Source organism: Mesorhizobium sp. ISC25 (genome assembly GCF_042295465.1).
Classification (GTDB): domain Bacteria; phylum Pseudomonadota; class Alphaproteobacteria; order Rhizobiales; family Rhizobiaceae; genus Mesorhizobium.
On record NZ_CP135441.1, the window covers coordinates 5520746 to 5535089 of the forward strand.

16 protein-coding genes and 1 tRNA gene are annotated in these 14344 nt (G+C 62.6%); 3 read left to right on the top strand and 14 right to left on the bottom strand.

What is annotated here, in order from left to right; translation table 11 throughout:
* Window positions 1–91: 91 nt before the first annotated feature.
* Window positions 92–649: an HNH endonuclease gene (locus RQ479_RS27185; protein WP_023677956.1), complete on the top strand. Its 558-nt coding sequence runs from the start codon at window positions 92–94 to the stop codon at window positions 647–649.
* Window positions 650–800: 151 nt separating this feature from the next.
* Here RQ479_RS27185 and RQ479_RS27190 read toward each other — a convergent pair whose 3' ends face one another.
* Window positions 801–1319, bottom strand: coding sequence for a disulfide bond formation protein B (locus tag RQ479_RS27190; RefSeq protein ID WP_376703041.1), 519 nt, complete (start codon window positions 1317–1319; stop codon window positions 801–803).
* 29 nt (window positions 1320–1348) lie between these two features.
* Window positions 1349–1936 (bottom strand): YqaA family protein, encoded by a 588-nt coding sequence (locus RQ479_RS27195; protein ID WP_023677958.1) that lies wholly within the window; start codon window positions 1934–1936, stop codon window positions 1349–1351.
* 455 nt (window positions 1937–2391) lie between these two features.
* Here RQ479_RS27195 and RQ479_RS27200 point away from each other — a divergent pair.
* A tRNA-Leu gene (locus tag RQ479_RS27200) sits at window positions 2392–2478 on the top strand.
* 179 nt (window positions 2479–2657) lie between these two features.
* Here the strand turns inward: RQ479_RS27200 and RQ479_RS27205 are convergent.
* The 8 genes from RQ479_RS27205 to RQ479_RS27240 all read right to left on the bottom strand — a co-directional run bounded on the left by RQ479_RS27205 (window position 2658) and on the right by RQ479_RS27240 (window position 10406).
* Window positions 2658–3461, bottom strand: a complete 804-nt coding sequence (locus RQ479_RS27205) for an adenylyltransferase/cytidyltransferase family protein (protein ID WP_376703042.1) — start codon at window positions 3459–3461, stop codon at window positions 2658–2660.
* A gap of 2 nt (window positions 3462–3463) precedes the next feature.
* Window positions 3464–4270: a 4-hydroxy-2-oxoheptanedioate aldolase gene (gene hpaI, locus RQ479_RS27210; protein ID WP_376703043.1), complete on the bottom strand. Its 807-nt coding sequence runs from the start codon at window positions 4268–4270 to the stop codon at window positions 3464–3466.
* A gap of 10 nt (window positions 4271–4280) precedes the next feature.
* A complete protein-coding gene (gene hpaH, locus RQ479_RS27215; RefSeq protein WP_376703044.1) occupies window positions 4281–5093 on the bottom strand; it encodes a 2-oxo-hept-4-ene-1,7-dioate hydratase in 813 nt (270 codons plus the stop codon).
* A complete protein-coding gene (locus RQ479_RS27220; RefSeq protein WP_376706024.1) occupies window positions 5090–5950 on the bottom strand; it encodes a fumarylacetoacetate hydrolase family protein in 861 nt (286 codons plus the stop codon). The genes hpaH and RQ479_RS27220 overlap by 4 nt, the downstream gene beginning before the upstream one ends.
* 26 nt (window positions 5951–5976) lie before the next feature.
* Window positions 5977–7434: an NADP-dependent succinate-semialdehyde dehydrogenase gene (gene gabD, locus RQ479_RS27225; protein ID WP_376703045.1), complete on the bottom strand. Its 1458-nt coding sequence runs from the start codon at window positions 7432–7434 to the stop codon at window positions 5977–5979.
* Window positions 7435–7495: 61 nt separating this feature from the next.
* On the bottom strand, window positions 7496–8476 hold the full coding sequence (gene hpaD / locus RQ479_RS27230; RefSeq protein WP_376703046.1) for a 3,4-dihydroxyphenylacetate 2,3-dioxygenase: 981 nt from the start codon (window positions 8474–8476) through the stop codon (window positions 7496–7498).
* 14 nt (window positions 8477–8490) lie between these two features.
* Window positions 8491–10008 (bottom strand): 5-carboxymethyl-2-hydroxymuconate semialdehyde dehydrogenase, encoded by a 1518-nt coding sequence (gene hpaE, locus RQ479_RS27235; protein WP_376703047.1) that lies wholly within the window; start codon window positions 10006–10008, stop codon window positions 8491–8493.
* Between the two features lie 11 nt (window positions 10009–10019).
* The gene (locus RQ479_RS27240) at window positions 10020–10406 is read right to left on the bottom strand and encodes a 5-carboxymethyl-2-hydroxymuconate Delta-isomerase (RefSeq protein WP_376703048.1); all 387 of its coding nucleotides are present in this window, start codon (window positions 10404–10406) and stop codon (window positions 10020–10022) included.
* Between the two features lie 140 nt (window positions 10407–10546).
* On the opposite strand from RQ479_RS27240, the gene hpaR reads away from it, so the two are divergent.
* The gene (gene hpaR, locus RQ479_RS27245) at window positions 10547–11011 is read left to right on the top strand and encodes a homoprotocatechuate degradation operon regulator HpaR (protein ID WP_376703049.1); all 465 of its coding nucleotides are present in this window, start codon (window positions 10547–10549) and stop codon (window positions 11009–11011) included.
* Between the two features lie 16 nt (window positions 11012–11027).
* Here the strand turns inward: hpaR and RQ479_RS27250 are convergent, their stop codons facing one another.
* From RQ479_RS27250 to RQ479_RS27265, 4 genes are read right to left on the bottom strand one after another with little or no spacing between them, the layout of a single operon-like run.
* Window positions 11028–11687 (bottom strand): ABC transporter ATP-binding protein, encoded by a 660-nt coding sequence (locus RQ479_RS27250; RefSeq protein ID WP_376703050.1) that lies wholly within the window; start codon window positions 11685–11687, stop codon window positions 11028–11030.
* A 47-nt stretch (window positions 11688–11734) separates the two neighbouring features.
* Window positions 11735–12451, bottom strand: coding sequence for an ABC transporter ATP-binding protein (locus RQ479_RS27255; RefSeq protein WP_376703051.1), 717 nt, complete (start codon window positions 12449–12451; stop codon window positions 11735–11737).
* Window positions 12448–13467: a branched-chain amino acid ABC transporter permease gene (locus tag RQ479_RS27260; RefSeq protein ID WP_376703052.1), complete on the bottom strand. Its 1020-nt coding sequence runs from the start codon at window positions 13465–13467 to the stop codon at window positions 12448–12450. Before RQ479_RS27260 ends, RQ479_RS27255 begins: the two co-directional genes overlap by 4 nt.
* Entirely contained in the window at window positions 13467–14339 is an 873-nt protein-coding gene (locus RQ479_RS27265; RefSeq protein WP_376703053.1) for a branched-chain amino acid ABC transporter permease, read from the bottom strand. The genes RQ479_RS27260 and RQ479_RS27265 overlap by 1 nt, the downstream gene beginning before the upstream one ends.
* Window positions 14340–14344 lie beyond the last annotated feature (5 nt).

Sequence of the window (14344 nt, forward strand, 5' to 3'; positions counted from 1 at the left end):
CCGGCATGATCGACAATCTGCTTCACATCCCTGTCATGTCGGGCTTACAGTATCCGCGTCGACCGGTTCTAGGGTGAAGGAGGTCAACGACGTGACGGTTGCCGTATCTCCGGATGGGCTTCCAGCGCTGGTGCTGAATGCGGATTACCGTCCGCTCAGCTACTACCCCCTGTCGCTCTGGTCCTGGCAGGATGCCATCAAGGCGGTGTTCCTCGAGAGGGTGAATATCGTCGCCGAATACGAACACGCCGTCTCTTCACCGACCTTTTCGATGAAGCTGCCGAGCGTCGTCAGCCTGAAGGCTTACGTGAAGCCGTCGAGGCATCCGGCGTTTACCCGTTTCAACGTCTTCCTGCGTGACCGTTTCCAGTGCCAATATTGCGGCACGCCGGACGATCTGACGTTCGACCATGTCATTCCGCGCCATCGCGGCGGCGCCACGACCTGGGAGAACGTCGTCGCTGCCTGCTCGCCCTGCAATCTGAGGAAGGGCGGCATGATGCCGGCCCACGCCAAGATGTGGCCGCTGCAGAAGCCCTATCAGCCGACGGTGCATGATTTGCATAATAACGGCCGGCTGTTCCCGCCTAACCATCTGCACGAAAGCTGGATGGATTATCTGTACTGGGATGTCGAACTCGAACCTTGAGATCATCCGATAATTCGGGAGGCTGGCCGTCTGAAGCGATTTTCTGCGCTTCCGGTGCTCACGTACTTTAGTACGCTCCGCTCCGGTTCTCGAAAATCACTTCATACGACTCAGCCTGCCGAATTCTTGGATGATCTCGCGCCGCGCTAGACTAATCTCGGGCAAATGCTCCGCGGAAGGCGACTGCGGCGAGGACAAAGCTGGCGATGGCGTTCCAGCCGGCCAAGGACAGGCCGAGGATGCGGAGCGCCGCCTTGTCGCAGGAGGGCGGGACGAATTTGTCGAGTGCGTCGAGCACGCCCTTGCCGCCGGTGTCCACCGGCCCGGCGGCTGCGGTGCAATCGGTCGGGCCCGGCCACCACGCCCATTCGACCCCGGAGTGATAAACGCCGAGATAGACGCCGTAGAGCATCAGCAGGCCGCCAATGGCCAGCAGGCCACGGCTTATCCAGGCTGGCGCCTTGAGGGCCGACGCAAGCACCGCCAGCAGCATCAAGGGCACGCCGACGTAGTAAGGCGTGCGCTGCTCGAGGCAGAGCTTGCAGGGGATGTAGCCGCCGAGATACTGGAAGGCCAGCGCCGAGCCGACCGTGGTGGCCATGGCGACAGCGAGAAACAGGGCGGTGCGCAGCCGCTGGCGTCCGGTATCGGCATTCACGGTCGCTGTCATCGGACTCGGTCCATTCGATTCGATGCCGTTCAGACGGCGTATTTGACGACGATATAGAGCAAAATCAGGGCAGCGGCGGCGGCGCCCGCAATCTGGCCAAGGCGCTTTTCGATGAAGTGGCGGATCGGCTCGCCATAGCGGCGCAACAGCCACGCGAGAAACAGGAAGCGGGCTCCGCGGGCAACAATTGCCAGCACGATGAAAAGCAGCAAAGGAACGCCGATGACGCCGGACAGGATCGTCACCACCTTGATCGGCGGCAGATGGGCGAGGCCGGAGGTGACCAGCATCAGGATGATGAAGCCGACACCCGACGAGACGCGCATCGCCTCGAACTCGTCATATTTGCCATAAAATTCGAGGATCGGCCGCGCCACCGCATCATAGGCATAATGGCCGATGAACCAGCCGGCGATGCCTCCCAGCACCGAGGCGACGGTGGCAACCAGCGCATAACGGTAAGCGCGATCCGGTCGCGACAGCGCCATCGGCAGATAGAGGACGTCGGCCGGCACCAGGAACACCGAGCTCTCGACGAAGGCGATGAAGGCCAGCCACCATTCGGCGGATTTGCTCGCCGCCAGCGACAAGGTCCAGTCGTAAAGTCCGCGAAGCATCGGCACTCCTAATGCACGCCCAAACCAGTAGCGGTCTTGGGATCACGACATGTACAAACAAGACTTGGAAGCGCCCCGCATCAACCTGGTCGGACAAGGTGCGCTTCAATGACATGCGCCGCCTGTCTAGAAAGATTTTCCGCGCTGCACAATGGCAGCTGCTTCACGAAATCGAAAGGCTGAGGCTTGGGCGAGATAGGGTCTCGGGAATTGGCCAGTTGACGAACAGGCCTCCAACCGTATAGTCCGCGCCCATCCAGGCCGCCCGGCCTGAGCCCCTATGGCGGAATTGGTAGACGCGCTCGACTCAAAATCAGGTTGCGTCTACCTTCGACATGGGCAGTAAGAGTGTTGAAAGTCAAAGGGTTAGAGTCTATCGACTGACAAGTTTTTGATCGTTCGTCTGCTGTCTAGGTGCAGCATGAGGGCGTCGGGAAACTGTGAATCGGTGTATTGCGGGTGTGGCGGAACTGGTAGACGCGGCGGATTCAAAATCCGTTTCTGGTGACAGAGTGTCGGTTCGAGTCCGACTACCCGCACCAATTTATCTTGATGCTGTAAACTCCCAGCTGATTTTCTGATGCGAGATCCGGCTTGCCGATGATCTCCAACTGGCATTGCGAATGGCACCAATGCGCCGCATTTCAGACGTCCGGGGCGACTTAATGAGCTCCTGGAAGCTGCCGGTCGGCGACGGCTGGCTGAAGTCCGCAACGCTTCATCAATCAAAGTCGGCCCCTCGCCAATTGGTTATTAACCGGGCTCCGGGACCAACTCGGTCCGTGCTCAAGTGGGCGTGGCGCGTGGGGGTGATGGTCAGGATTTCGAACCCCAGGGCTGCGCCTGATCGGTCCAGAAGCTGCACCTGATAGTGCCCTGCCGGCGGCAGGAGTTGATGAGACTCAAAGAGCACGGTGCCGTCTTCCACAATGCTGACGCTGGTCAGCCAGGCGCCGCACAGGGCCTGGTGGGCCAGTGCGAGCTTTCCCTCGGCAATCCAGCCGCGGATGCGCGTCGAAGACAGCCTTGCCTGCTCGAGTTGCAACTCGGCGACGACATTGACCGAAAAACCGGCCGCCCGCCCGGCCCTGACCAGGTCTTCGACGCTGCCAGACCTCTTGTGGCCGAAGCGGAAATCGTCACCCACGACCACGCCGGAGACCCCCAGAGATCCCACCAGGATACCGGCGATGAAATCCTGCGGCGAGCGCGTGGCGAAGGCGACATCGAAGCTTGGCTCGTACAGCAGATCGATGCCGTTGGCGGCAAAGACGAGCCGCTTGCCAGGACGGCTGCTCAGGCGGAAGGGCGCGATGCTGGGGTTGAGAAACTGGCGCGGATGCGGCTCGCTCGACATGATGGCCAGCGGAGCACCCCGATCATCGGCGAGGATGCGCGCGCGTTCGATAAGTGTGCGATGTCCAAGATGGACGCCGTCGAAATTGCCCAAGACGATAACCGAGCCGCGCAAACCAAGCGGCACCGCGTTGTCATGATTGACGACCTGGGGGAGCGACGGCGTCACGGCTAGTAGCCGGACGACTGGCCCGACGCGTCAGTGGGGTCGGTTTGCTTGAACCTCGCCGACAAACCACTGGTGGCGCGGGACAGGAGCGTGACGTCGGTACCCACCGCCACGAAACGCGCGCCCAGCTCGATATAACGATGCGCCAGCGCTTCATCGGCGGTCAGGATGCCGGCGCCCTTGCCGGTAGCGATAATCCGCGCAATGCCCCGTTCGACCGCATCCTGCACGGCCCGCTCGCCGGGCCGGCCGAGAAAACCCATATCGGCGGCGAGGTCCGAAGGGCCGATAAAGATCCCATCCACGCCATCGACCGCAGCAATCTCTTCGATCGCCTGTAGCGCAGCCACCGTCTCCACCTGCACCAGCAGGCAGGTTTGCGCGTTGGCGGTAGTGAGATAGTCCGGCACCCGGTTGAAATTTGAAGCCCTCGCGAGCGCTGCCCCGACACCACGAATGCCCTGCGGCGGATATTTCATGGCGCGGACCAAGGCCGCGGCCTGCTCGGCTGTTTCCACCATCGGCACCAGAATGGTCTGGGCGCCGATGTCGAGCAATTGCTTGATGATCCAGGCTTCCCCGATCGGGGCGCGGACCACGGCATGGGATGGCGAGGCCGCTATGGCCTGGAGCTGGCCGACCATGGTGGGCAGGTCATTGGGAGCGTGCTCGCCATCGATGAGCAGCCATTCAAACCCTGCGCCGGCAGCGATCTCGGCGGTGTAAGCATTGGCCAGGCCGAGCCACAGACCGATCTGCAGTTTGCCCTCGATGAGGGCGGCCTTGAACGCATTCAGCGGTGCGGGCATGATCTGGCTCTCACTCGAAATAGACGCTGACGCTGCCGAACGGCCCGAAATCGGCGACTATCGTATCGCCATGCCGGGCTTCGACAGGCCGGATGAACGAGCCGGACAGCACCACCTCGCCCGGTTCGATCCGCCCACCATAGCTTGCAAGGCGCCGTGCAAGCCAGGCGACACCGGCGGCGGGGTGGTTCAGCACCCCTGCCCCCAGACCGGTCTCCTCCACCTGGCCGTTGCGCGAGACAATCGCGCCGATCCAGCGCATGTCGGCCGCGTCGGGTCGGATCGGGCGTCCGCCCATGACAATGCCTGCATTGGCGGCATTGTCGGAAATGGTGTCGAAGATGGTGCGGGTCTTCTTGGTGACCGGATCGACCCGCTGAACGCGGGTATCCAGAATTTCGAGTGAGGGCATGATGAAATCGGTGGCGTTGATGACGTCGAAAATGCTGACATCAGGACCGGCCAATGCCGACTTCATGACGAAGGCGATCTCGGCTTCTACGCGCGGCTGGATAAAGCGCCCCTCCGGGATTGTAGCGCTGTCGGGGAAGAACATGTCATCGAGCAGCACGCCGGAATCGGGGATTTCGATGTTGAGCGCATATTGCATGGCCTTGGAGGTCAGGCCGATTTTCCAGCCGCGCGCAACCCGGCCGGTGGCGAGCTTGAGGCGGACCAGTTCAGCCTGCACGGCATAGGCGTCGTCCATGCCGGCATCGGGATATTCAAGGCTGAGCACGCCGGTCTGAATGCCGCTGCGTTCAGCGTCGAACAGCCGCTGGGCCAGCCCGGCAATCTGGGCCTGGGTCAGGGTAGCGCTCATGAAAGCACCTCGTCCGCGACGCCATTGCGGAGTGTGCCGATGCCGTCCGCAGTCACGTCGATCACATCGCCCGGCTTGAGCCAGATCGGGGGATCGAAACGAGCGCCGGCGCCGGTCGGCGTGCCGGTGACGATCACATCGCCCGGCACCAGCGTGGTGAAAGTGGAGATGTAGTTGATCAGCTTGCGATAGCTGAAGATCATCCGGCTGGAGCGGTCGCTCTGGCGCAGTTTCCCATTCACATGCGTGGTCAGCGCGATATCGGCCAGCTGGCTCTCGTCGACATAGGGCACCAGCCACGGCCCGATCGAGCCGGTTCCGTCAAAATTCTTGCCCTGGGTGACGTTGAACTTGGCGTGGCGGACCCAGTCGCGGATCGTGCCTTCATTGCACAGCGTCAACGCTGCGATATGGTCGAGTGCGTCTGCCTCGGCAATGCGCCGGCCGCCCTTGCCGATAACCAGCACAACCTCGCCCTCGTAATCGAGCTGGGGGGATTCGGGCGGGCGGGTCAGCGGCACATTGTGGCCGACGAAGGAACGGGGAAAGCGTGGGAACAGCGAGGGGTTGGGTGGAGCCTCCTTGCCGTCCTTGTATTCCTCATTGCGGTCAGGAAAGTTGACGCCGACGCAGATGATCTTTTCGGGGCTGGGCACGGGAATATCGTAGCGCATCTCAGTCAGCGCGAAGTCCGGCGACAGTCCCGAACCTTCCTCGCCCAGGCGCCGCAGCGCGCCCGCCTCGACAACCTCGCGCAGGGTCGGCCATTGTTGCCCGTGGCGGGCTGAAAGATCGACGAAGCCCTTGTCGAGGACAACGCCATAGCGTTGCTGCCCGGCAATGGTGGCGGTGGCGATGCGTGGATGGTTCACCGGTTCGTCCTTTATCCGTCTATCCCGCCGAGGCAGAGATATTTGATCTCGCAGAATTCCTCGATGCCGTATTTGGACCCCTCGCGGCCCAGGCCAGAGGATTTGACGCCGCCAAACGGCGCTTCCGCCGTGGAAATGAGTCCGGTATTGACGCCCACCATGCCGTATTCGAGGGCCTCCGCGACGCGCCAGACGCGGGCCATGTCCTTGGCATAGAAGTAGGAGGCGAGGCCGAACTCGGTGTCGTTGGCCTTGGCGATTACGTCCGCCTCGTCGGTGAAGCGGAACAGCGGCGCCAGCGGGCCGAACGTTTCTTCGCGCGCCACGGCCATGTCTGACGTGACCTCGGTCAGCAGTGTCGCCTCGAAGAAAGTCTGGCCCAGCGCATGCCGCTTGCCGCCCAAGGCGACCTTTGCGCCCTTGGCCACCGCGTCGGCTATGTGCTCCTCGACCTTGGCGACGGCCTTGGCATCGATCATCGGACCCAGCACCGCGCCAGCGTCGAGGCCGTTGCCGGTCTTGAGGCCCGCAACTGCGGTCGCCAGCTTGGCAGCGAAGGCATCGTAGACGGCGTCCTGCACGTAGATCCGGTTGGCGCAGACGCAGGTCTGGCCATTGTTGCGGAACTTGGCGATCAGCGCGCCTTCGACGGCGGCATCGAGGTCAGCATCATCGAACACGATGAAAGGCGCATTGCCGCCCAGTTCAAGCCCGAGCTTCTTGATGGAAGGCGCACTCTGCGCCATCAGCTTGGCGCCAATCTCGGTGGAGCCGGTGAAGGTGATCTTGCGCACCGTCGGGTTGGCCGTCATCTCGCCGGCGATCTCGACGGCGGAGCCGGTGACGACGCTGAAAAGGCCAGCGGGCAGGCCGGCGCGTTCGGCGAGAACCGCCAGAGCGATAGCCGAAAACGGGGTCTGCGAGGCGGGCTTGAGCACCATGGCGCAGCCTGCGGCCAGGGCCGGCCCGGCCTTGCGGGTGATCATGGCGTTGGGGAAATTCCACGGCGTGATCGCGCCAACGACGCCGATGGGTTGCTTGAGAATAAGGATGCGCTTGTCGCGGTGATGGCCGGGTACGATATCGCCATAGACGCGGCGCGCCTCCTCGGCAAACCACTCGATAAAACTGGCGCCATAGGCGATCTCACCCCTGGCCTCGGCGAGCGGCTTGCCCTGCTCGAGCGTCAGGATCATCCCGAGGTCATCCTGGTTGGCCATCATCAGCTCGAACCAGCGGCGCAAGATATTGGAGCGTTCCTTGGCCGGCCTTGCGGCCCAGTCCATCTGGGCGATGCGCGCCGCTTCGATGGCCGCGCGCGTTTCAGTCACGCCAAGGGCGGGCACGTGGCCGAGCAACTCGCCGGTGGCAGGATTGCGCACGGCAATTCCAGCATCTCCCGACACGCCGATCCAGCGACCGCCAATGCATGCCTGCTCGCGGAAAAGGCTCGGGTCAGTCAGATTCATTGAAAGCATTCCTTGAAAAGAAGCGGCGGGGCCGTTGCATCGCGACTGACCCCGCCACAGGTCAGGGAGCTATGATGGGCTGGCCGATCATTTGGGGCTCGCGCACATCAGTGCCGGCAAAGTGGCTGCCCTCTTCGAACCAGGACCTCGGTGCGGGCGCACCCCAAAGGGTCTGGCGCTGTGGGTCCTTGAGGTCCCACTTGATGGGTTCGAGATCGGGATCGACGGTCTGGTAGTCCGAACAGTAGATCTCGATGCGGTGACCATCCGGATCGCGGATATAGAGGAAGAAGGCATTGGAAATACCGTGCCGGCCGGGGCCGCGCTCGATATTGGCCAGCCAGCCGGTGGTCGACATCAGGTCGAGCAGGTCGATGATGTTGAGCGGCGTCGGCACCCAGAAGGCGACGTGATGCAGGCGCGGACCACGGCCATTGGTGAAGGCCATGTCGTGTACGCCGCCCTTGCGGTGGGTCCAGGCGGCCCAAAGCTTCTTGCTCTCTTCGTCCTCGGTATATTCGGTCACCCGGAAGCCGAGTTCGTTGTAGAAGGCCACCGATTCATCGACGTTGGGCGAAAAGCAGTTGAAGTGGTCGATGCGCAGGGGTTTGACGCCCTTGTAGAGCGCATATTTCTGGTGGATCGGCGGCAGCCGATCCATGCTGGCATAGAATTCCAGCGGAACGCCATGCGGGTCGCGGGTGCGGAAGGTACGCGCCTGGTACGGGCGTTCGACCCATTCCACCGGCAGGTCTTTGCCCTTGAAGAAGTGCTCGGCCTTGTCGAGATCGCCGTCGCTGAACACCTTGAGGCCGAGGTCGCGGGCTTCGGCCGTGCTTGCCTTCTTGAGCACGATACAGTGGTGGCCACGCTCTTCCATGGCGCGCAGATAGATGGTGTCTGATGTTTCGTCAGTCACCTGCAGGCCGAGCGTATCGACATAGAAGGCGCGCGACTTGGCGAGGTCGGTTACAGCCAGTTCGACATGGCTGAGGCGGACGATGTTGAAGGCGGGATAGAGATTGGGGGTCGGTAGTGGCATCTGATTTCCTCCGCTCAGTTGCCGAGTTTCTGGATCGCGTGCGGCGCGGTGGCGAACGCGATGTTCTTGGTTTCCATGTAGAAATCGAATGACCAGTCGCCGCCGTCGCGGCCGATGCCCGAATTCTTGACGCCGCCGAATGGTGCGGGCAGATGGCGGACATTCTCCGAATTCACCCAGATCATCCCAGCCTGCAGGGCGTCGGTGAAGCGGAAGGCCCGGGTGACATCAGAGGTCCACAGGTAGCCGGTCAGGCCATATTGGGTGTCGTTGGCCAGCGCGAGCGCTTCGGCTTCGTCGGTGAATGGAATGGCGGTCAGCACCGGCCCGAAGATCTCCTCCTGGGCGATGCGCATTCCATTGTTGGCACCGGTGAACAGCGTCGGACTGACATAGCAGCCGCCACCCGGACCATCGAACTTGGCTCCTCCTGCCGCCAGCGTCGCGCCTTCGGCCTGGCCGATGGCGATGTATTCCAGCACCTTTTTCTCGTGCACAGGATGGATCAGTGGCCCCATCACGGTCTTTGGGTCGAGTGGGTGGCCAACCTTGATGTGCCTGGCCTTTTCAGCAAGCTTTGCAGTAAACGCATCATAGATCGAGGCTTCGACCAGTACGCGCGACGAGGAGGTGCAGCGTTCGCCGTTGAGCGAGTAGATCATGAACACAGCAGCGTCGGCCGCGCGCTCAAGGTCGGCGTCGGCGAACACGATCACCGGATTCTTGCCACCCAGTTCGAAATGCACGCGCTTGAGCGTATCGGCGCCCTGCTTCATGATCATCGAGCCGGTGCGGCTTTCCCCGACAAAGCCGATGGCCTTGATATCGGGATGCTCGGTCAGCGACTTGCCGGCGTCTTCACCCATGCCGTTGACCAGGTTCCATACCCCCTTGGGCAAGCCCGCTTCTTCGGCGATTTCCACCAGCAACCGCGCCGTCAGCGGCGAAAACTCAGCCGGCTTGTGCACGATGGTGCAGCCTGCCGCCAGCGCCGGCGCGATCTTCCACGTGGAGAGCATGAACGGGGTATTCCACGGGGTGATGATCCCCACCGGACCCACGGGCACCCGCGTCGACATATTGATCTGGTTGGGCGCCCGCAGGGCTTCGCCATCGCGCGCTTCGGGCGCACGATCGGCAAAGAAGCGGAAATTCTCGGCGCCGCGCAGCGCGGCCTTGGCCATGAACTTCAGCGACTGGCCGGTATCCATGCACTCGACGAAGGCGATTTCCTCGGCCCGCGCCACGATGGCATCGGCAATCTTATGCAACAGCTTCTTGCGCGCCGTGCCGTCCATGGCGGCCCAGGCCGGAAACGCCGCCTTGGCGGCAGCAACGGCCTCCGCCACGTCAGCCTTCTTGCCATGGGCGACGTTTGCCAGCGGCTTGAGGTCAACAGGCGAAATGATCTCGAAGGTCGTGCCGTCGAGCGCGGGCCGCGCCTCGCCATTGATGTGGTTGAGCACACCATCCTGCTTGAAGCGGGCAAGGAAGGACGTGGCCTTGTTCAGATTGGTTTCCAGATCGGACATGAGAGGTTCCGTTATTGGCCGCGCAGGCGCGGATGAATGGAATTGCGTTTCCAGCTGAGTGTCGGGTCGATCTCGCGGATCTCCAGCGACAGCGCAAAATGGGCCGTGGCGAACTGGGCTGCGAAAAACTCGGTTGCCGCTTCGAAGATCAGTTCTCCGGCACGCTGCTTGTCCTGGGCACTGCGGCCGGCGCCAATGCGTAGGGACATGTCGACAAACCCGTTCTGCGGCAGCGCATCGGCGATCGCATAGGCTTGGGCGCGAAGGGCCCGTACGCGAACGGCACCCAGCTCGAACAGACCCGTATCCAACATGGCGACGCGGATGCACTCGCAGAACGCCGCCATGTCCACCACCTGGTCGAGGTTGCCGGAATACTCAGCGGTAAAGTGTGGCATCGCTAACCTCCCCCAGCTCTCTGGCCGTTCATTAGTTAACGTGTTAAGTAAAACCACCACGCTAGTCAAGCCCCTATGTGAAGGCTTGTGCGTTCGATTGATCCGCCAGGCGTTTCGGCGCTATGACGCGGACCGGGCGCATGATCCTTCTTCCGAACCCAGCCGAGGCCAAATTGCTGCCACCCGACACACGCCGCTCCCTGCCGATGTCCCTGCTGCGCGCCCGCGAAGCCATCATGGTCCGCTTCCGCCCCATGCTGGCCCGGCACGACGTTACCGAGCAGCAGTGGCGCGTGTTGCGCGTGCTGAGCGAACATTCCCCGCTCGACGCCACTGATGTCGCCGATCGAGCTTCTATCCTGGCTCCAAGCCTGACGCGGATCATCAAGGCGATGGAGGACAGAGGTTTTCTCACCAAAGGCAAGTTCGCCGACGACGGACGCCGGGTGCAGTTGTCGATCACGCCATCAGGCGCCCAGTTCATCGCCGCGATTTCACCCGAACGGCAGGTCATCTATCAGGACATCGAGGACCGGTTTGGCCCCGAGGAACTTGAAAAGCTGCTCGACATGCTCGAAACGCTGATCGAAAGCCAGAAGCGCTAGGCGCGTCAGTCCGGCATCAACCGGCCAGATAAGCCTCATGCAGAATTTCCGGTCGCTCGCGGACTTCCGCCGCCAGGCCGTCATAGACAATGCGCCCGTGATTCATCACATAGGCGCGGTTGGCATGCTTCAGCGCCAGATGGGTGAATTGCTCGATCAACAGCACCCCCACCCCACTGGCCGCCAGATTGTCGAGCACGCCCATCAGACGCTTGACGATCAACGGCGCCAAGCCGAGCGACATCTCATCGATAAGGACAAAGGTGGGCTTGGCGACCAGCGCTTGTCCAATGGCCAGCATCTGCTGTTGACCGCCTGACATCGAGCCCGCTTTCTGCGGCCGCCGCTCGGCGAGCTCGGGGAAGGTCGCATAGACTTCATCGAGAATGGGACGGAGCGCGCCGGGAGAATGGCTGAACCCGGCCGCGCGCAGATTGTCGTCCACGCTGAGGCCGGCAAGGACGCGGTGGCCCTCCGGCACGGCTGCCAATCCGGCGCGCCGGACGGCCTCTGGCGAGCGGCCAGTCAGGGTAACGCCGTCGATGGATACCGTTCCCCTTTCGACCGGCAGCGCTCCTGCCAGGGCCAGCACGAGCGATGACTTGCCCGCCCCGTTGGGGCCCAGCAGCGCCGTTATGCTTCCCGATTCCACGGCGATCGACAGATCGTCGGCCACCGCCTTGTTGCCGCGCCGTACCACAAGGTTGCTGACTGTCAACTGGCTCATGCCGCCACCTCTTCGCCCAGATAGACCCGCCTGACCCGATCATCGGCGAGGACTTCGGCTGTGGGTGCGCAGGCGACCAGGCGGCCAAAATCGAGCACCATGGTGTTGCCGCAGGTGGCCCTGATGAGATCGACGTCATGGTCGATCAGCAGCGTCACCGCCCCGCAGAATTTGGAGATGCCGCAGATCAGGTTGCGCAGGTGTTCCACTTCGCTCTGCGAGAACCCGGCGCCAGGTTCGTCAAGCATCACCAGTTTCGGCCGACCAGCAACGCATCTGGCAAGTTCGGTCATGCGCCGCTGCATCGCATTGAGAGCGCTGGTCGGAACGTTGCGCAGTTCGCTGATGCCGGTGAAGGCCAGCGCCGCATCGATCATGCGGGCCTTCTCGCCGCCCGATATCCGCAGCGGATCGAGCACGACCGCGACATTGTCCGCCACGGTCAACTCGTCCACCACCTGTTCCTTCTGGAATGAGCGACGCAGGCCCCATTGGGCACGACGGTGCGGCAGGAGCGGCAGCAGGTCCTCGCCAAAGGCCAGAATTCTGCCTTGCCGCGGCGTGACGAAGCCCGAGAAGACGTTGAGAAAGGTGGTCTTTCCCGCCCCGTTGGGCCCGATGATACCGACGACATCGCCCTCAAGTTGCACCGAGACAGCGTCGAGCGCTACGAGCCCGCCGAACTGCACCGTCAGATTTTCGATGGCAATCATGACTGCGCCCTATTTCGGATGGCCTTCCAGGCGCCTTCGAGTTGCCCGGCCAGTCCTCTTGGGGCGGTCGCCATGGCATGCATCAGCGCAACGCCGAAGATGATGTAGGCAACGTTGCCACTGACGCCGATATCGTTGAGAAAGGCGGGCAGCAGGCGGTAAAGCACCGCCGCGATCACCGCGCCCAGCCAGCCCCAGGCGCCGCCGACAATGGTCAGAGCGAAGAGCATGACTGACTCCGCTGCAGGAAAGGACCGCGCATCGAGATGCTGCAGGTTGCCTGCCAGCAGCCCGCCGGCGATACCGGCCAGAAATCCGGAGAGGGCAAAGCCCCAGATCTTGTAGAAGGTCACGTTGACGCCAGCTGACATGGCGGCAGCCTCGCTACCCCTGATGAAGGCCCAAGCTCGCCCTGGACTACCCCGCTCGTGCAGATGGATCAACAGAAATCCAAGAGCAACCACAATGACGCAATAGCTAAAGAAGGCGCCGTCTGACTGCCCCAACACTGGCCGGGGCATGCTGCCGACGGATTGGACGATAAATCCCGCAAAGCCCGGTCCACCATTGGGAAACTGGATGACATTGACCAGAATGGAGAAGCCACCAGCGGCCATCAGCGTCACCAGCGCCAGATATAGACCGCGCATGCGCAGCGCGGGATAGGCGAGCACTATGCCTATACCGGCGGTCACGACAGCGCCTGCCAGCATGTTGACTTCAAACGGCGCCCCCCAGGCATGGGAAAGCCGCAGGGTGACCCAGCCACCACAGCCCATCAGAGCGATCTGGGCTAAGGAAACCAGACCCAGACGGCGATAGAGCAAGGCAATACTGGCGACCGCCAGCGCGTAAATGGCTACCGAGGTGAGAACCTTCAGCCACAGGCTGGTAGCCAGAACTGGGACGACAAATGCAAGGGCTCCAATTGCAGCCACTGGCAGAACAAGCTGCCAATGCGGCTGCAGGCCGGGGCGTGATGCCCTCATCGTGGGTGCTGATGCAGGGGCGCTCATTAGTCTTCTCCTGCAAAGGTCAGGCGGCGACCCCGCTGCAGCCACATTAGGGCAATGATGGCGACAGCAAAGGGTGCAGCGGACCGAAATGGGGCCAGGGGCGGATAAAGTGCCAGCATGCTCTCGGTGACCCCGATGAGGAGTCCAGCGGCAAAGGTCACGGAGATGGAATTGAGCCGCGCCACAATGGCTGCCGCGATTACCGGGATGACCATGAAAGTCAGCAGGGTCGGATCAAGTTGCACCAGGCCGCCAAACATCAGTCCAGTGAAACCGGCCAGAGCGCCCGAGAGCCCCCAGGCCAGCGTTTCAACCCGCAGGACAGGGGTGCCAAGAAGAGCCGCGACCGGACGGTTGTCGGCGAGCGACCGCATCATCAGGCCCACGCGGGTCGTGACCAATAGGATGGTCACACCAGCCACCACCGCCAGTCCGCCGCCGAAAGCCAGAAAACGTGTGCCGGTGATACGAATGCCGCCAAGCGTGATGAACATGCCGTCGAGGGTGAAAGTCAGCCGCCGGGGAGTGGTCACCCAGAGCAGGTTCATCACGCCTAGCAGGGCAATGGCAAAGCCGAGTGTCGCGACCGCCTTCACGACCGGCTCTCGATGCGCCAAGCTTGGTGCCATGAAGCGGCCAAACAGCAGGGACAGCAGCGCCCCGATGCCGATGCTGGCGCCCCACACGACTGGCTCGGGCATGGCCCAAGCCGCCATTTGCCAGGCCGTCATCGCGCCCATGGCGCCGATCGCGCCATGGGCAAAGTTAAGGAAGCCGGTGGCTCGGTTGAGCACGACCAACCCGACCCCGCCGAGGGCATAGAGTGCGCCTACGGCCAGACCAGAGACAAGGAACAGACCGTAGGCGGACATGGCGG